Annotated in this window: 17 protein-coding genes; 8 read left to right on the top strand and 9 right to left on the bottom strand. The window is 65.7% G+C overall.

From position 1 onward, the window contains the following. Position 1 precedes the first annotated feature (1 nt). Both ACWDUN_RS28260 and dmpG read left to right on the top strand, forming a co-directional pair. Positions 2–913, top strand: a complete 912-nt coding sequence (locus ACWDUN_RS28260) for an acetaldehyde dehydrogenase (acetylating) (RefSeq protein WP_449933963.1) — start codon at positions 2–4, stop codon at positions 911–913. After that, positions 910–1,956: a 4-hydroxy-2-oxovalerate aldolase gene (gene dmpG, locus ACWDUN_RS28255; protein WP_449933962.1), complete on the top strand. Its 1,047-nt coding sequence runs from the start codon at positions 910–912 to the stop codon at positions 1,954–1,956. The genes ACWDUN_RS28260 and dmpG overlap by 4 nt, the downstream gene beginning before the upstream one ends. 15 nt (positions 1,957–1,971) lie before the next feature. On the opposite strand, the gene ACWDUN_RS28250 is transcribed toward dmpG, so the two are convergent. The 3 genes from ACWDUN_RS28250 to ACWDUN_RS28240 all read right to left on the bottom strand — a co-directional run bounded on the left by ACWDUN_RS28250 (position 1,972) and on the right by ACWDUN_RS28240 (position 3,573). Further along, on the bottom strand, positions 1,972–2,502 hold the full coding sequence (locus ACWDUN_RS28250; protein WP_449933960.1) for an SDR family NAD(P)-dependent oxidoreductase: 531 nt from the start codon (positions 2,500–2,502) through the stop codon (positions 1,972–1,974). Beyond that, positions 2,499–2,630 carry a hypothetical protein gene (locus ACWDUN_RS28245; RefSeq protein WP_449933958.1) on the bottom strand — a complete coding sequence of 44 codons (132 nt, stop codon included), beginning with the start codon at positions 2,628–2,630 and terminating at the stop codon, positions 2,499–2,501. The genes ACWDUN_RS28250 and ACWDUN_RS28245 overlap by 4 nt, the downstream gene beginning before the upstream one ends. Positions 2,631–2,838: 208 nt before the next feature. Further along, on the bottom strand, positions 2,839–3,573 hold the full coding sequence (locus ACWDUN_RS28240) for a TetR/AcrR family transcriptional regulator (RefSeq protein WP_449933957.1): 735 nt from the start codon (positions 3,571–3,573) through the stop codon (positions 2,839–2,841). 275 nt (positions 3,574–3,848) lie between these two features. On the opposite strand from ACWDUN_RS28240, the gene ACWDUN_RS28235 reads away from it, so the two are divergent. Both ACWDUN_RS28235 and ACWDUN_RS28230 read left to right on the top strand, forming a co-directional pair. Then, a complete protein-coding gene (locus ACWDUN_RS28235; protein ID WP_449933956.1) occupies positions 3,849–5,174 on the top strand; it encodes an MFS transporter in 1,326 nt (441 codons plus the stop codon). A gap of 765 nt (positions 5,175–5,939) precedes the next feature. Beyond that, complete coding sequence (locus tag ACWDUN_RS28230) at positions 5,940–6,818, top strand: tripartite tricarboxylate transporter substrate-binding protein (protein ID WP_449933954.1); 879 nt, start codon at positions 5,940–5,942, stop codon at positions 6,816–6,818. Between the two features lie 159 nt (positions 6,819–6,977). Here the strand turns inward: ACWDUN_RS28230 and ACWDUN_RS28225 are convergent, their stop codons facing one another. Continuing rightward, positions 6,978–7,712, bottom strand: coding sequence for an MmyB family transcriptional regulator (locus tag ACWDUN_RS28225; protein ID WP_449934028.1), 735 nt, complete (start codon positions 7,710–7,712; stop codon positions 6,978–6,980). Between the two features lie 127 nt (positions 7,713–7,839). On the opposite strand from ACWDUN_RS28225, the gene ACWDUN_RS28220 reads away from it, so the two are divergent. Then, positions 7,840–8,199, top strand: a complete 360-nt coding sequence (locus ACWDUN_RS28220) for a hypothetical protein (protein WP_449933952.1) — start codon at positions 7,840–7,842, stop codon at positions 8,197–8,199. Here ACWDUN_RS28220 and ACWDUN_RS28215 read toward each other — a convergent pair. Continuing rightward, positions 8,144–9,418 (bottom strand): cytochrome P450, encoded by a 1,275-nt coding sequence (locus ACWDUN_RS28215; protein ID WP_449933950.1) that lies wholly within the window; start codon positions 9,416–9,418, stop codon positions 8,144–8,146. The genes ACWDUN_RS28220 and ACWDUN_RS28215 overlap by 56 nt on opposite strands. A 208-nt stretch (positions 9,419–9,626) precedes the next feature. Here ACWDUN_RS28215 and ACWDUN_RS28210 point away from each other — a divergent pair, with 208 nt between their 5' ends. Next, positions 9,627–10,220, top strand: coding sequence for a hypothetical protein (locus ACWDUN_RS28210; protein ID WP_449933948.1), 594 nt, complete (start codon positions 9,627–9,629; stop codon positions 10,218–10,220). Here ACWDUN_RS28210 and ACWDUN_RS28205 read toward each other — a convergent pair. The 3 genes from ACWDUN_RS28205 to ACWDUN_RS28195 all read right to left on the bottom strand — a co-directional run bounded on the left by ACWDUN_RS28205 (position 10,217) and on the right by ACWDUN_RS28195 (position 14,306). Then, positions 10,217–12,466, bottom strand: coding sequence for a molybdopterin-dependent oxidoreductase (locus ACWDUN_RS28205; protein WP_449933946.1), 2,250 nt, complete (start codon positions 12,464–12,466; stop codon positions 10,217–10,219). The genes ACWDUN_RS28210 and ACWDUN_RS28205 overlap by 4 nt on opposite strands. Before the next feature lies 1 nt (position 12,467). Next, positions 12,468–13,031 (bottom strand): TetR/AcrR family transcriptional regulator, encoded by a 564-nt coding sequence (locus ACWDUN_RS28200; protein ID WP_449933944.1) that lies wholly within the window; start codon positions 13,029–13,031, stop codon positions 12,468–12,470. Positions 13,032–13,172: 141 nt separating this feature from the next. Next, on the bottom strand, positions 13,173–14,306 hold the full coding sequence (locus ACWDUN_RS28195) for a nitronate monooxygenase (RefSeq protein WP_449933942.1): 1,134 nt from the start codon (positions 14,304–14,306) through the stop codon (positions 13,173–13,175). A 189-nt stretch (positions 14,307–14,495) separates the two neighbouring features. Here ACWDUN_RS28195 and ACWDUN_RS28190 point away from each other — a divergent pair, with 189 nt between their 5' ends. Together ACWDUN_RS28190 and ACWDUN_RS28185 are read left to right on the top strand one after the other, a co-directional pair. Beyond that, positions 14,496–15,119 (top strand): fatty-acid--CoA ligase, encoded by a 624-nt coding sequence (locus tag ACWDUN_RS28190; protein WP_449933941.1) that lies wholly within the window; start codon positions 14,496–14,498, stop codon positions 15,117–15,119. Continuing rightward, positions 15,119–15,319, top strand: coding sequence for a (2Fe-2S)-binding protein (locus tag ACWDUN_RS28185; protein ID WP_449933939.1), 201 nt, complete (start codon positions 15,119–15,121; stop codon positions 15,317–15,319). The genes ACWDUN_RS28190 and ACWDUN_RS28185 overlap by 1 nt, the downstream gene beginning before the upstream one ends. Here the strand turns inward: ACWDUN_RS28185 and ACWDUN_RS28180 are convergent. Continuing rightward, positions 15,261–16,010, bottom strand: coding sequence for an HAD family hydrolase (locus ACWDUN_RS28180; protein WP_449933937.1), 750 nt, complete (start codon positions 16,008–16,010; stop codon positions 15,261–15,263). The genes ACWDUN_RS28185 and ACWDUN_RS28180 overlap by 59 nt on opposite strands.

Genomic DNA, 16,010 nt, shown 5'->3' with positions numbered 1-16,010 from the left:
TATGGCCGAGAAGTTGTCGGTGGCGATTGTGGGGTCGGGCAATATCAGTACCGACCTGTTGTACAAGTTGTTGCGGTCGGACTGGTTGGAGCCTCGGTGGATGATCGGGATCGACCCGGCGTCGGAGGGGTTGGCGCGGGCGCGCAAGTTGGGGTTGGAGACCTCCCATGAGGGGGTGGACTGGTTGTTGGGCCAGGCCGAGAAGCCCGACATCGTGTTCGAGGCCACCTCGGCGTATGTGCATCGGGATGCCGCGCCGCGCTACGAGGCGGCCGGGATTACCGCGATCGATTTGACCCCGGCCGCGGTGGGCCCGGGGGTGATCCCGCCGGCGAATCTGCGGGCGCATCTGGATGCGCCGAACGTGAACATGGTGACCTGCGGTGGGCAGGCGACGATTCCGATGGTGTATGCGGTCAGTCGTGTGGTGGATGTGCCGTATGCCGAGATTGTGGCGTCGGTGTCTTCGGCGTCGGCGGGTCCGGGGACGCGGGCCAATATCGATGAGTTCACCAAGACCACCAGCGCCGGTGTGCGTGATATCGGTGGGGCGGCGCGCGGGAAGGCGATCATCATCTTGAACCCGGCCGAGCCGCCGATGATCATGCGCGACACCATTTTCTGCGCGATCCCCGAGGATGCCGATCACGGCGCGATCACCGCGTCGATCAAGGAGGTCGTCGCGCAGGTGCAGAGCTATGTGCCCGGTTATCGCCTGCTCAACGAGCCGCAGTTTGATGAGCCGTCGGTGGTCAATGGTGGTCGGCATGTGGTGACCACGTTCGTCGAGGTGGAGGGTGCCGGGGATTATCTGCCGCCGTATGCCGGGAATTTGGACATCATGACCGCGGCGGCGACCAAGGTCGGCGAGGAGATCGCCAAGGAACGCGTCGGAGCGGGAGCACAGGCATGAGTACAGGCGAGATTTTCTTCAACCCGGTGTGGGATGTCCGGATGACCGATACGTCGCTGCGCGACGGGTCCCATCACAAGCGTCACCAGTTCACCGCCGATGAGGTCCGCTCCATCGTGGCCGCGTTGGACACCGCGGGGGTGCCGGTCATCGAGGTGACCCACGGCGACGGCCTGGGTGGGTCGTCGTTCAACTACGGGTTCTCCAAAACCCCTGAGCAGGAACTGATCAAGCTCGCGGCGCAGACCGCCAAAGACGCCAAGATCGCCTTTTTGATGCTGCCTGGGGTGGGCACCAAGGAGGACATCAAGGCGGCGCAGAACAATGGTGGGGAGATCTGCCGGATCGCCACCCACTGCACCGAGGCCGACGTGTCGATCCAGCATTTCGGGTTGGCCCGCGAACTCGGCCTGGAGACCGTCGGGTTTCTGATGATGAGCCACACCATCTCCCCGGAGAAGCTGGCCGCCCAGGCCCGCATCATGGCCGATGCCGGCTGTCAGTGCGTGTGCGTGGTGGATTCGGCCGGCGCGCTGGTCCTCGACGGGGTGGCCGACCGGGTGGCCGCACTGGTGGCCGAACTCGGTGATGACGCCCAGGTCGGGTTCCACGGGCACGAGAACCTCGGGCTCGGCGTCGCAAACTCGATCGAGGCCGTGCGCGCCGGGGCCAAGCAGATCGACGGGTCGTGCCGCCGCTTCGGTGCCGGTGCGGGCAACGCCCCGGTGGAGGCGTTGATCGGGGTGTTCGACAAGATCGGCGTCAAGACCGGTATCGACTTCTTCGACATCGCCGATGCCGCCGAAGAGGTCGTCGCGCCCGCGATGCCGGCCGAGTGCCTGCTGGACCGCAACGCCCTGATCATGGGCTACTCCGGGGTGTACTCCAGCTTCCTCAAGCACGCCATCCGCCAATCCGAACGCTACGGCGTACCCGCACACCAGCTGCTGCACCGCGCCGGGCAGCGCAAACTGATCGGCGGCCAGGAAGACCAACTCATCGACATCGCCCTCGAGATCAAACGCGAGCAAGCCGGCGTTTAATCGATTTCGGCGCGCTCACCTCAGCTCGGCGCGGGTGAGCGCGCCGAACTCGTTCAGTCGTGTGGCAGCCACTTGTGCCGCAACACGTTCCACCTGGTCACGCCAGAACTGCAGCCACTCCGGGGACGGGAAGATGTGCGTGCGGCGTTCCGTCATGGCTCGAGCCACCAGATCGGCGACGAACTCCGTGGTCACACCCTCGTCGATGCTGGCGTTGACCGAACCGCGCAGGTCCTCCGACTGCGGATCCGCCACCGATCGGGGAGTATGGTCCGGCGGGGCGTTTCGCTCGTCATCGCGGATCGCCGTGGCGTTGTAAGCCGGGCAGAGCACCGCGACGCCGATGTGCGGGTACTCGGTGGCGAACTCGTGCGCCATCGTCTCGGAAAGGGCGACCACCGCAGCCTTGGTCGCCGCGTAGGGATGGAGGGGAGCAGTGGTGAGGAATCCGGCCGTCGACGCGGTGTTGATGATGCAAGCCTCGGGCTGTTCAGCAAGTATCGGCAGAAAGATGTTGCAGCCGTTGACGACGCCCCACAGGTTCACCCGACCGTCCACCGCCAGGTTGCGAGGCTCGTAGTAGCGAAGCGCTGCATTCCGCCGACACCTGCGTTGTTGCAGAGCACATGTACCGCACCGAAACGCTCGAGTGACTGGACGCCGAGATCCCCCACGGACCTCTCGTCGGCGACGTCGGTGTGAACTGCTTCGACGTCGCCAACCGCTGCCAGATCCTATTTTTCTGTGGCGAGATCATGCACATCGTTGTCCGCAATGACGACCTTCAGCCTTCGCTGAGGAACCGGCGGGCAAGTACCAGGCCGATACCATTCTCTCCACCGGTGATAACGGCTACTCGACCTCGAATATCTCGCATTTGCGTCAGGTCCTGGCGTTGAGGCTTGGCGAGCTGGGTTCGACCTCAGCGGTCGATACTGGTAGTCCGAGACCGACTGCGGTGACACTGCGGTCCATCCTCGATTGGAGGTCAGCGAAGCCAATTCTGCCCTGTAGCAGGGCCGGCATGTTCACTGACCAGATGTCGGTCAACAATTCACTCGCATCGTTGCGATCGCTCTGATGACAGCCAGCGGCGTGGGCAAACAGCGAGCACAATTGGGTACGTACGATGTCTGGTCCCGATGAGGCAGCGTTGGCGATGAGGTATGAGCGTACGAACGCCGCTGCCAGCAAGGGTCTTTCGGTAATTCCTCGGGTGATCCGCGCGACGGTATGCCTGATCCGCTCGACCGGATCTTTGATTCGATTCAGTTCACCTCGGACGTAGGGAACCAGTTCGGTCAGCCACAGGTGGAGGCATGCCACCAGGAGTTCGTCCTTGGAGGGAAAGTACCGATACAGAGTTCCGGGCGACACATGCGCGCGATGCGCGACCGCTCGGATCTGAAAGGTGTCGTATCGCTGATCGGTCATTTCCAGTGCGGCCCCGAGGATGCGATCGGCCGATGGGCGAGTCTTCGCTTCAGCGGCAGTCTGCCGGGTGATGACACCGTCTCCTCCACGGTGCAGCTCGGTCTTCGGCAGGTAAGCCGGCCCGGCACAGTCGTGCGGGAATGATGGATCTGCCGTGTGACCGTCAAATAAGCTTCGCAGCAAAGCATCTCCCTACAATGACTCGCTCCGACACGTCACTCGGCGTCGCTGCCGTCGTGATATCGACCGAAGTGACGGCATGCCGCCGCGGACTCGCGAGCACACGATAAGCCCGAGTGCCTCTGATCGATCGGCGGTCTCTCGGTCACCGGAACACGGGTACGTGCCCTCTCCATCGAGATAGATGGGAGCATTCGCACGGTACTGGTGCGACGTTGTACAGACTCCGTCCCAGTCTGCGAGACAGAACCGCTTCAAGAGGATCACCACGCTTAACGATGTCGCTGAAAGTCACGACACCAGGAGGCGCGGTGAATCAAACATCGGCGACCGACCCGACGCTGCTGCGTCGCGTCGCGCTTTCCAGCCTATTGGGCACGGCCATCGAGTACTACGACTTCCTCGTGTACGGAACGATGAGTGCGCTTGTCTTTGGTCTGGTCTTCTTTCCAGAGTCGAATCCCGCCGTGGCGACCATCGCAGCTTTCGGCACATTGGCTGCTGGATACATTGCGCGCCCGGTGGGAGGGATTCTCTTCGGTCACTTCGGTGATCGTTTGGGCCGGAAGTCGATGCTGATCTTGACGATGGCGCTGATGGGGTCGGCGAGTTTCCTGATCGGTGTCCTGCCTACGTATGCCGCCATCGGTGTAGCGGCACCAATCCTGCTTATATTGCTGCGAGTCGTCCAAGGGGTTGCGATCGGCGGTGAATGGGGCGGTGCCACATTGATGGTCACTGAGCACGCCGACGCCGGCAGGCGTGGTTTCTGGAACGGCCTGATGCAGATGGGGTCGCCGATCGGATCCTTGTTGTCGGTCGGCGTGGTCACTGTCATCACCTTGCTACCCGAACACGACCTCTTGTCGTGGGGTTGGCGCGTACCGTTCCTACTGAGTCTGCTATTGCTCGGTGTCGGAGTGTATGTGCGGCTCTCGATCACCGAGAGCCCGGTCTTCGCAGCCGCGTCCGAACGTGCCCGCGTCGTCCAGCCTCGACTTCCATTCGTTGAGGTTCTCAAAATGCCGCGAACGCTGATAGTTGCCTGTGCAGTTGGTATCGGTCCGTTCGCGCTGACGGCGCTCATCAGCACCTACATGATCAGCTATGCGACCGCGATCGGCTACCACCGCACCGACGTGATGACTGCTTTGATCTTCACCTCGCTGACCGGACTGGTAACCATTCCTCTGTTCTCTGCCCTGTCTGATTTCGTCGGTCGCCGCCCGGTAGTGCTCGCCGGTGCCTTCGGAATCATGGTCTACGCCTGGCCGTTCTATGCACTGGTCGATCTTCGATCTCAGGCGTACCTCACTCTGGCTATGGTGGTTGCACAGATCATCCAGTCCATGATGTACGCCCCTCTCGGGGCGCTGTTCTCTGAGATGTTCGGTACCAGCGTTCGGTACACAGGAGCTTCGATGGGCTATCAGCTGGCAGCTCTGCTCGGCGCGGGCTTCACCCCTTTGATCGCCAGCAGCTTGCACGCGCAAAGTGTCTCGCGTGGGCCGCTGGTGCTGCTTGCCGCCGGATGCGGATTGGTCACCGTCACGGCGGTGTCGCGCCTGACCGAGACGCGCGGACGTGATCTGACCAAGATCTAGCAGCCGCAGTGCCGTTATCCAGCGAGGGATTCATCGGACCAAGCGGGAAGGGATCCGACAGCGGCTCGGTGACCACGTCCCACGCGTAGATCTGACCCTTGTGCTTGCCGACGACGGTCGAGATGTTCTCACAATTAGCTACTTTCAGATCCTCTGGACCGGTCACTGGAAGAGCGCATTCAGCGCGTGCAACGTCGTGACGCTTGTCGCTCAGAGGCGTGTGGCGGGCGGACGTTCTGTGTCGCGCGCTACGCCGAACTGATCGAGGAGTTCCACACCTGCTCATCATCGGGGCCGACAACAGCGAGTTGAAGGCGCACTACCGGACGCAGATGAACCGACTAGCGCATACGCGGCTGGTACACACATCGCTGAGCCAGCCTGGGCGGTCACTGCAGTCCGACCGCGAACACCACCATGACGTGCGGGAACCGATCCTGGCTAAGGACGGTGACAGCGCAGAACTCGTCATGCGCGAGCATGTCCGCGCGAGCCGGCGGGCGCTGCTGGCGGGCGATCGATCTTATGACTTCGCCGGATCGGGAGATGGTCGGCGGGCCTCGCAACTGCGCAGGTCAGGGGAGTGGCTACACCGGTGGGCTGCTGAGGTCGGCAACAGGTTCGAGTTTGCTGATCCGGTAGGGCGATGCGAGTCAACGTGCTGTAAGCCACACATAGTACAGCTTTGTTCATTGCTGTAGGTGACGTACCGTTGCTGACGTAACCGTCAATACCTCGGCGGTGGTGACTCAAGGGAGAGTTCTCATGGCGATGTCGGCCACCCGTTCCCTGGCCGCACTGGCGGCCGCCGCCGCATTGGTGCTCACTGCCTGCGATGGCAGCCGGGCCGATGCCTCTGTCCACGCGTCGGGCACGTGGCCGGCGGAAACTGTCGAACTGCTGGTCGGCCATACCGTCGGTGGCTCGAGCGATGTGATCGGCCGCGCCGTGGCCAAGGGGCTCAGTGCCGACCTCGACGTCCCGGTTCGGGTCTCCAATCGCGGGGGCGGCAACGGTGCGGTCGCCGCCGCGCAGGTGGCTGCCGCCCCGGCGGATGGATCGGTGATCGCCATCGAGAACGCATCGCTGTATGTCCTCACACCACTGGCGGTCGGCCCCGACCAGGCCAGCCACATCGCAGATGTCGACGTGGTCTACGGCATCTCCAGTGAGGACTATGTGCTGGTCGCCAACCCCGCCAACGGCTTTCGCACCATCGACGAACTCCAACGCACCGATCGGACCGTCAGGTACGGCACGGCCGGTGCCGGCACCGGATCTCAGCTCGCCGGCGCGCTGCTCATGCAGGGGGCCGGCGTCACGGCAGAGCCGGTGCCGTTCGCCGGCGGAGCGCCCAACCTCGCGGCAGTGCTCGCCGATGATGTCGACGTCGCCGTCGTCCATGTCGGAGAGGCGATCGAGAACATCAGGTCGGCAAAGCTGATGCCGCTCGCGGTGTTCAGCCCGGAACGGATCAGATACCTGCCCGAGGTGCCCACGGCCACCGAGCTCGGGTTCGATGTCACGGTGTCGCAGTACCGCTTCCTCACGGCGCCCAAGGGCACGTCGGAGGCGGTCAAAGGCGCGCTCATCGCTGGTCTGAAGGCCACCTTCGCCACCGGGTCCTACCAGCGCTTCAACTAGCTCAACAGCCTCACACCGATGGAGATCCCCGGCGATGATGTGCTGTCACACCTGACCGCGGACGCCGACCGCTACGCCTCGATGGCCGCCGCGGCAGGGATCGGCCTACGCGACGTTGCCTGAGCAACAAGGGCATCAGTCGGCACCGGAGCTGTTCGTTCAGCGCAGCGCGTCGGCCGTCGCCTGATCCGCGGGCAGAAACGCCTCGATGCTGAGCTCGGCCGCCGTCAGATCCAGCGCGGTGCCGAACGTGGTGACGGTGCTCAGGAAGGTCAGCACCTGTTCGTCGGGGCCGGCGAGTTCCAGTGGGACGACCACGCCGCCGAGGTCGGTGGTCTCGGCCTGGCCACCCGGGTAGGACTCGATCTCGGCCAGCAGCGCCGCCGACTCCTCCGATCCGCTCAGCGCGGTTTCGCGGCGCAGCCGCCCGATCACGTGATGGCGCCACTGCGCGAGATTGCGGATGCGCGGCGCCAGGCCATCGGGGTGCAAGGAGATGCGCAGTGCATTCGGTTCGGCCAGCAGGTGCGGCGCCACCTGATCCATCAGTACTCCGGCACCGGTGTTGACCTGCAACACATTCCAGGTCCGGTCGACGGCCAGGCACGGATACGGGTTGTAGGCGTCCAGCACGCGTCCGACGCCGGTGCGCACGGCCGACATCCCCGGATCGTCGAGACTCCGCTCGGAGTATGCCGGCGCCAGCCCGGCCGCCAGCAACAGCTGGTTCTGCTCGCGGGCGGGAACCTCCAGCGCCTGGGCGAGCCGCAGCACCATGGCGCGGCTGGGCGCCGACCGCCCGGTCTCGATGAAGCTGACATGACGCGCGGACACGTCGGCCTCCAGGGCCAGATCGAGCTGGCTCAGGCGTCGGCGCTGCCGCCACGACTTCATCAATGAGCCGAACGGCGGGTTCGGTACCTGTACGACGGTCACCCGCTCAGTCTCGGACAGATCCTGCGGCCACACCATTACCTTGCGGGTAATTGAGCTGCGCACCCGTGGCGAGGACGGTGAAGACATGACAACGACATACGCCTCGGATCCCACGATTCCCCGGTGGTTGCGGTTGGTGTTGCGCTGTGACCGGGCCGGCTCATCCTGGTACATCGGTACCGGATTCTTCTTCGCGCCGGTGCTGGCGGTGGTGTCGCCGTGGCCGGCGGTCACCACGGTGCTGTGGGTGCTGATCGCGCTGGCAGGTCTGTGGCTGGGACTGCTGGGCATCGCGATGGCCACCGGCCTCGCGTTGGTGCTACGACGCAACGGCGAGATCGACGAGGACTATTGGCGCTCGATCCTGGACTATCGCGACAACGCGAGAGTTACTGACCGGCCCTCTGTTTCGATGCGCCCAGGTAGTCGACCTGCCAGTGTTTGATGCCGTTGAGCCAGCCCGAGCGCAGTCGCTCGGGCTGAGCCAGCGAGGTGATATCGGGCATCGCATCGGCGATCGCGTTGAACATCAGGTCGATCGTCATCCGGGCGAGGTTGGTGCCGATGCAGTAGTGCGCGCCGGTGCCGCCGAACCCGACATGCGGATTTGGGTCGCGCAGGATGTTGAACGTGTACGGGTCGTCGAACACGTCCTCGTCGAAATTGGCTGCGCGGTACATCATCACGACGCGCTGACCCTTCTTGATCTGGACACCGGACAGTTCGGTGTCCTGCAGGGCGGTGCGCTGGAACGAGGTCACCGGCGTGGCCCAGCGGACGATCTCGTCGGCGGTGGTGGCCGGCCGTTCGCGCTTGAACAGCTCCCATTGATCCGGGAAATCGGTGAACGCCATCATGCCCTGGGTGATCGAATTGCGCGTCGTCTCGTTACCGGCCACGGCCAGCAGTACGACGAAGAACCCCAGCTCGTCATCGGAGAGCTTGTGGCCCTCCACATCGGCCTGCACCAACTTGGTCACCAGATCCTCGCCGGGCGCGTCGGCCCGTTCGGCGGCCAGTTTCATGCCGTAGCCGATCAGTTCCACCGACGCACTGATGGCGTCGTTGTCGGCGAACTCCGGGTCCATGTCGCCGACCATCTGATTCGACCAGTGGAACAGCTTCATCCGGTCTTCCTGCGGCACGCCCATCAACCCGGCGATCGCCTGCAGCGGCAGCTCACACGAAACCTGCTCGACGAAGTCGCCGGACCCCTCGGCGGCGGCCTTTTCGGCGATATCGCGGGCGCGGTCGGCCAGGTCGGCGCGCAGCAGCTCGATCGCCCGCGGGGTGAAAGCCCGCGAGATGATCTTGCGCAGATGCGTGTGGTGCGGAGCGTCCATGTTGAGCAGCACGAACTTGCCGGTGTCGATGTGGTTTTGGACAGTGCCGTCGGCGTAGCGGGGCAGCGCGGTCTTCTCCAGGCTGGAGAACACATCGCTGCGCCGCGACACCTCCTTGACGTCCTTGTGCTTGGTGATCACCCAGTACCCGCCGTCGCCGAAGCCGCCGACATCCGCGGGCTGCTCGTTCCACCAGATCGGCGCGACGCGGCGCATCTCGGCGAATTCCTCGACCGGCAGGCGCTCGGCGTAGATGTCCGGATCGGTGAAATCGAAACCCGCGGGCAGGTTGGGTCGGGGCGCTGGTGCTGTGTCGGTCATGGCGTCGGCACTCCTCACGACGAAGTGGTCTAGTGGCCTAACGCATTGCTACACCACGCCCGGGCCTGCTCGGAGGAGCTTTCCCAAACTCGTACAAAGTCCTGAGAGGAACCTGTTCTCATTCCGCTCGAGTAACGCGCACCCCCCAGTTGGAGATACATTTTCTGCGAACCAACAGTCCCTTGGGTAACAGTGAGAGGCAGCCGCGATGAGTGTCGATGTCCGACGGTTTCTGACCACGACGGGTTTGTGCGCCGCGGGCGCGATCATCGCGCTGGCGACTCCGGCGACCGCGCTCGCCGAACCGGCACCACCGGCGCCCGTCGTCCCGGCCCCTGCACCGGTTCTTCCGGCTCCCGCCGCGCCGGCACCCGGCCCGGCCGTCGTCGCCGCACCCGCGCCCGCACCCGGCCCCGCCGTCGCGGCACTCGCGCCGGCCGCCGGCCCCGCGGTCGTGGCAGCGCCCGGCCCGGACGGCACCCCGCATCTGCCGAGCCCGGACGCGCTGCCGGTGGGAACCACCATGGACCCCGCCCTGGCCAACCGCGACGCGACGCCCAACACGAGCTATCTGCGTGACCTCTGGCAAGCCGTGCAGAATCAGGAGATCAGCGGCAAGGAAGCGCTGATCCTCGGCCTCTCGCAGCGCGGTATGAACACCCCCATGCCGGCCCAGGCGCCGGGGCCGAACGTGCCGATCCAGTACCCGCGTAATCCGGCGGCCGCGCCGACTCCGGTACCGCCGGGGGCCCCGCTGCCACCGGCCGCGCCGCTACCGCCGGCCCCCGCGCCGCTGCCTTAGCCGGTCTGGGACACCGCCACCCGCTCCACCCGGGCCGGCACATGCTTGTGCCACGGGGTACCGGCATAGGCGTCGCGCCACTGCGAGGCGGTGAGTTCGTTGGGCGCGACACCCGGGGTGACGGCGCGCCCATCGGCGCCCACATGGTCGACCCCGAACCCGTTGGGCAGTGAGATGTGACCGGCCTGCATGGCCGCGCTGACCTCCACGACGGCCTCCGCCGACCCGGTCGCGGTCGTGATGCGCACCCGGTCGCCCGCGACCACCCCGGCCGATGCGGCATCGGCGACGCTGATCCGCAACGCGCCGTCGGGGTCGCGTTTACGCCACGACGGGTCACGCAGGATGTCATTGGCGGTGTAGGCGCGACGTTCGCCGGCCGACAGCACGAGCGGGAACTCCACACTGGTCAAAGCGGAAGGCGCGGCAGCCAGCGCCGCCGTGTCTGCCAGCATCTCGGGGATGGCCAGCGCGATCCGCTTGTCGTCGTGGCTGATCAGTGCGAAGTCATCGGCGTACCGGTGTTCGGTGAAGGTGACTCCGGATCGGCTCTGCAGGATCGCGCGGAACAGCGCGTTGCCATCGGCGTAACCGGCCCGGCGCACCGCATCCGGATACGCCATCGCGGTCTTCTGTGCCAGGCCCCACAGGGCTGCCGCACCGGCCAGCCCGTCGGGCAGGGTCGGTCCCAGCGTGTCGTACAGGACGAACGGAAGCACCCGCCCCAGCGCGGGATTGGAGCCGACCGTCGCCAGGAACGTCGCCGTGTAGGCCTCCAGCCCCTGACGCGCCGCCACCCGCAGCGGATGCAGGTCCTGCTCGCCGACCACACCGAGCGCACGCACCAGCCGGGCCCAGATCTCCGGTTCGGGCAGGGTGCCGGGCAGCGGATCGAGCACGGGATGGCGCAGGTGAAAGGTGTTGTGCGGGAATTCCAGATTGAAGAACGTCGCCTCCGGCTTCTCGAACTGGCTGGCGGCGGGCAACACATAGTGCGCCAGCCGCGCGGTTTCGGTCATCGCGACGTCGATGACCACCACCAGCTCAAGCGCCGACAGCGCAGCGCGGACCCGCGCCGAGTCCGCCACCGAATGCGCCGGGTTGCTGCTCTCGACGATCATCGCGCGTAACCGGTCGGGGTGGTCGGTGAGGATCTCGTCGGGCACCACGTTCGAGGGCACCAGACCCGAGATGATCGGGGCTCCCGTCACCGGGGTCCGGCCGACACCACTGGCACTGAACAACGGTGCGAACGACGAGTGCAGGTGCTGGGCACCGCGTTTGGCGAAATTACCGGTCAGGATCCACAACAGCTTGTTCAGGTATGAGCACAGCGTGCTGTTGGGCGCCTGCTGGATGCCCAGATCCTCGAACACCGAGACGCTGTGGGCCGCCGCCATCCTGCGGGACGCCGCCCGGATGAGCGCCTCGTCGACACCGCACCTGCGGGCGTACTCGCCGATCGGCACGTCGGCGAGCACGGCGCGCACGGCCTCGACGCCGGTGACGTGGGTGGCGAGGAAGTCCTCGTCGCACAGGTTCTCCTGCACCAGCACGGCGGCCAGCGCGGCCAGGCACCAGGCGTCGGTACCGGGTCTGACCCGCAGGTGGAAGTCGGCGAGGTCGGCGGTGTCGGTGACCACCGGGTCGATGACGATCATCGAGCGCGCCGGGTCCTTGGCGATCTCGTTGAGCACCACCCGCGCCCGCGGGAAGCTCTGCGACATCCACGGGTTCTTGCCGATGAACACCGACACCTCGGCGTGTTCGAACTCGCCGCGGGTGTGGCCTCCGTAGAGCTGGGCGTCGACCCAGAACTCCCCGGTCTTCTCCTGCGCCAACGCATTCGAGCGGTACCGCGATCCGATCGCCTTGAGGAATGCCCCGCTGTAGGCGCCGCCCAGATGGTTGCCCTGCCCCCCGCCGCCGTAGTAGAAGATCTTGTCTCCGCCGTACTCGTCGCGGATACCGGCGAACTTCGCCGCGATCTCGGAAATAGCGGTTTCCCAGTCGATCTGCTCGTATGTGCCGTCGTCGCGCCGGCGCAGGGGAGAGGTCAGCCGGTTACGATTGTTCTGATAGTGGTCCAGTCGCAAAGCCTTGTTGCAGGTGTAACCCTGCGAGGCCGGATGGGCCTTGTCGCCGCGGATCTTGGCGATCGTGCGGTCCTGTACCTGCAACACGATTCCGCAGTTGCATTCGCAGAGGATGCACGCGGTCGGTTGCCAGTCGGTCGTATCGGTCATCTCAGGCCTTTCCATCCCCGGTTGCGGCAGTGACGAGGGCGCGTAGCTGCCGATGGACGAGATCCAGTGCGGTGGTCGCGCCGGTGGTGCGGCACACCAGGATGGCGCCCTCGATGGAGGCGGTGACCAGCACGGCCAATTCGGCGGCACGCTCGGCGTCGACTCCGTCCGCGACCATCAACTGTTCGATCTGGCCGATCCAGCGGGTGAAGGCCGCGCCGGCGCGCTCGGTCACCTCAGGGTTGTCGGCCTCCACGGCCACGGCCACCACCGGGCAACCGGCCCGGAACCCGGTCGCCGACAGCTGGCCACGAAAACCATCGGCCACCATGTCGAGTGCGGCCAGGGCATCGGACGCCTGCGATATCTGGCGGGAGATGTGATCGCTGGCGAAATCAACTGCTTCGCAGAGTAATTGAGTCCGTCCGCCGGGGAAGTAATGGTAGGCCGATCCGCGCGGCGCGCCACTGTGCTCCAGCACGTCGGAGATGGCGGTCGAATGCGCTCCGCGCTCGCGGATCAACAGGGCGGCGGAGGCGACCATGCGGTCGCGGGGGCTCGGCATGAGGGGCCATCCTTCCGAAATTATGTAGAGCAGCATACATAACGGGCAGGCGGGCCGGTCAACACGGGAAAACGCGAATCCCGCCGGTCCGGGAGAACGGAGGCCGGCGGGATTCGCTGGTCTGCTACTTGGCGGCCACGTTTACACGCTGGCCGCCTCGTTGAGCTCATTGAGGGTGTTGGTGGCCTCCAGGTATTCCTGCACCCACCGCTCGATGACGGCCGAGGTCTTCTCGACCTTGGCGAACTGGCCGACGACCTGGCCGACCGGGTTGAACGCGACGTCGACGGACTCGTTCGGGTACTTGTGCGTGGCCGCCACGGCCATGCCCGAGACCATGTACTGCAGCGGCATGCCCAGCGGCTTCGGGTTCTCCGGCTTCTCCCACGCCTCGGTCCACTCGTTGCGCAGCATGCGCGCGGGCTTGCCGGTGAAGGACCGGCTGCGCACGGTGTCCTTGCTGGTGGCCTTGGCGTAGGCGGCGTGCTGCTGCTCGGTGTGCTCGGATTCCTCGACCATCACCCACTGCGAACCCGTCCAGGCGCCTTGGGCGCCCAACGCCAGCGCGGCCGCGATCTGCTGGCCGCTGCCGATACCGCCGGCGGCCAGCACCGGCACCGGGGCGACCTCCTTGACCACCTGCGGCCACAGCACGATCGAGCCGATCTCACCGCTGTGACCGCCGGCCTCACCGCCCTGGGCGATGATGATGTCGACGCCGGCATCGGCGTGCTTGCGGGCCTGCGACGGAGATCCACACAGCGCGGCGACCTTGCGGCCCTCGGCGTGGATGTGCTCGATCATGTCCCTCGGCGGGGTGCCCAGTGCGTTGGCGATCAACGTCATCTTGGGGTGTTTCAGCGCAATCTCGACCTGGGGGGTGGCGGTGGCCTCGGTCCAGCCGAGCAGCTGCAAAGCATCGTCATCGCTGTGCTCGACCGGCACACCGTGGTCGGCCAGCAACTTCTTGGCGAAGTCGATGTGTTCCTGCGGGACGAGGTCGTTGAGCGTCTTTTTCAGGACCTCGGGGTCCATGTCGACGGAATCCATGCCCTCGTACTTGTTCGGGATCACGATGTCCACGCCGTAGGTGTGGTCGCCGATGTGCTCATCGATCCAGTTCAGCTCGATCTCGAGCTGTTCCGGGCTGAATCCGACGGCGCCCAGCACGCCGAACCCGCCGGCCTTGCTGACCGCCACCACGACGTCGCGGCAATGGGTGAACGCGAAGATCGGGAGATCGATCCCGAGCTGGTCGCAGAGGGGAGTGTGCACACATGCTCCTTGGTTGGGCGATCCGGAATCGCAGACTGAAACGTGTTCTAGTTTAGTATCCCAGCCGTTGATCTGCGCAATGGCCATGCCCACTTTCGTCGGCATGAAGAGCGTCATCGTGCGAGAATGTCATTACCGTTTTAGGAAAATGGCTTTAGCAGCCGTCATCACCCCAGGGGAGCCGACGCGATGAAGGACTGGCTGGCGAACTCACTGGTGCTCGTGTCGGACTACCGGGTGCCCGATCCCACCCAGGTGTGGCCGCTGCTGCAGCGCCGCACCGAGGCCCTGGCGGACATGGGAGTGCACCACGTACTGGTCTACACCTCGACGACGGATTCCGAGCGGGTTCTGGTGATCCTCGGGATCCGCGCTCACGAACCCGTACGGGACCTGCTGCGGTCGCGGGTGTTCTTCGACTGGTTCGACGCCGTCGGTGTGCAGGATCTGCCTGCCGTCTTCGCCGGTGCGCTCATCGAGCGCATCGACTTCGACCATGACACCCACCCGGCCCCGCCGGTCATGGTCTCGATGATCACCCCGGTCGCCGATATCGCCGCCCTGAACGCGCGGGTGCGCGAGGAGTCGCGCGCGTTCCATGCCTCCGGGGTGCAGCGGTTCTGGAGCTTCCGGGCCTTCGACGATCCGCACGAGGTGCTGATCCTGCAGCAGATCGACGACGAGGCCAGCGCGCGGCGCTGGTTGCACGACTCCGATGACGCCGCCGAATGGCTCGAAGAGGCCGGGGTGGGTGCCTATCCGCCGGTGTTCATCGGTCAGTTCCAGCAGATGATGACCATCGAGCCACGCTGATGTTCGTATGCCTGTGCCAGGGCATCACCAGCCACCAGGTGCTCGACGCGGTCGACGCGGGCGCGTGCACCACCAATCAGGTGGCCGCGGCCTGTGGTGCCGGCGCGGACTGTGGACGGTGTCGGCGCACGGTGCGCGCCATCATCGAGTCCCGAGGCGCTGGCCGCGGGACCACCAACGGCGTTCCTCCTCGGAATTGACCCGCAACACCGGCCAGCCGTTGCGGGCGGCCGCCGCCGCCAGCCCGGGACGCGGATTCACCGCATTCGGATGCCCCACCGCCCCCAGCACCGGCAGGTCCTCGGTCCCGTCGGCATAGCAGAAGCTCTGGCCCAGCTCGATGTCGTTGGCGACGCTGAACTCCGTCACCGCGCGAGCCTTGTTGCGGCCCCAGATGATCGGGCGGACGATCTGGCCGGTGAGCCGTCCGGCGTCGTCGACCTCGAAGTGGTTGCACAGCATGTGTTCGATGCCGAGATGGCGCGCCACCGGCCCCGCGTGCATGGTCAGCGCCGACGAGCTCATGGCGACGGTGTGCCCGTGTTCCTGGTGTGCGGCAACCACCTTCGTCATCAGCGGAAACAACCGGCCGATGATGCGTTCGTTGAACAAGGCTTCGCCCAGGGCCTCGAGTTCGGCCAGCGAGTCACCCTTGAGGTAGCCGGCCGCCCGTTGCAGCAGCCGCGCGAATTCCATCCGGCCGATCTTGTAGCGGACGCTGGCCTCCAGGATCCCGGTCAGCTCGCCGAACCCGGACTGGCGGTTGCGAAACCGGTGCCCGGCGTGGACGGTCGCGGTGAACCCGCGCACCAGGGTGCCGTCGAGGTCGAAGAACGCAGCGATCTGAGGGCCGGGCGGACTCGCGGCGATGGCGGCTAGCGGGTCGGTCAC

It is taken from the genome of Mycobacterium sp. NPDC003323 (assembly GCF_053589535.1).
Note: the sequence above shows the minus strand (reverse complement) of the source record. Positions and strands in the feature narration are given on the sequence as shown.

Coding starts and splice junctions, on each gene's coding strand:
- ACWDUN_RS28260 (WP_449933963.1), top strand. CDS start 2: ATGGCCGAGAAGTTGTCGGTGGCGATTGTGGGGTCGGGCAATATCAGT.
- dmpG (WP_449933962.1), top strand. CDS start 910: ATGAGTACAGGCGAGATTTTCTTCAACCCGGTGTGGGATGTCCGGATG.
- ACWDUN_RS28235 (WP_449933956.1), top strand. CDS start 3,849: ATGTCGCTGAAAGTCACGACACCAGGAGGCGCGGTGAATCAAACATCG.
- ACWDUN_RS28230 (WP_449933954.1), top strand. CDS start 5,940: ATGGCGATGTCGGCCACCCGTTCCCTGGCCGCACTGGCGGCCGCCGCC.
- ACWDUN_RS28225 (WP_449934028.1), bottom strand. CDS start 7,712: ATGAAGTCGTGGCGGCAGCGCCGACGCCTGAGCCAGCTCGATCTGGCC.
- ACWDUN_RS28220 (WP_449933952.1), top strand. CDS start 7,840: ATGACAACGACATACGCCTCGGATCCCACGATTCCCCGGTGGTTGCGG.
- ACWDUN_RS28215 (WP_449933950.1), bottom strand. CDS start 9,418: ATGACCGACACAGCACCAGCGCCCCGACCCAACCTGCCCGCGGGTTTC.
- ACWDUN_RS28210 (WP_449933948.1), top strand. CDS start 9,627: ATGAGTGTCGATGTCCGACGGTTTCTGACCACGACGGGTTTGTGCGCC.
- ACWDUN_RS28205 (WP_449933946.1), bottom strand. CDS start 12,466: ATGACCGATACGACCGACTGGCAACCGACCGCGTGCATCCTCTGCGAA.
- ACWDUN_RS28200 (WP_449933944.1), bottom strand. CDS start 13,031: ATGCCGAGCCCCCGCGACCGCATGGTCGCCTCCGCCGCCCTGTTGATC.
- ACWDUN_RS28190 (WP_449933941.1), top strand. CDS start 14,496: ATGAAGGACTGGCTGGCGAACTCACTGGTGCTCGTGTCGGACTACCGG.
- ACWDUN_RS28185 (WP_449933939.1), top strand. CDS start 15,119: ATGTTCGTATGCCTGTGCCAGGGCATCACCAGCCACCAGGTGCTCGAC.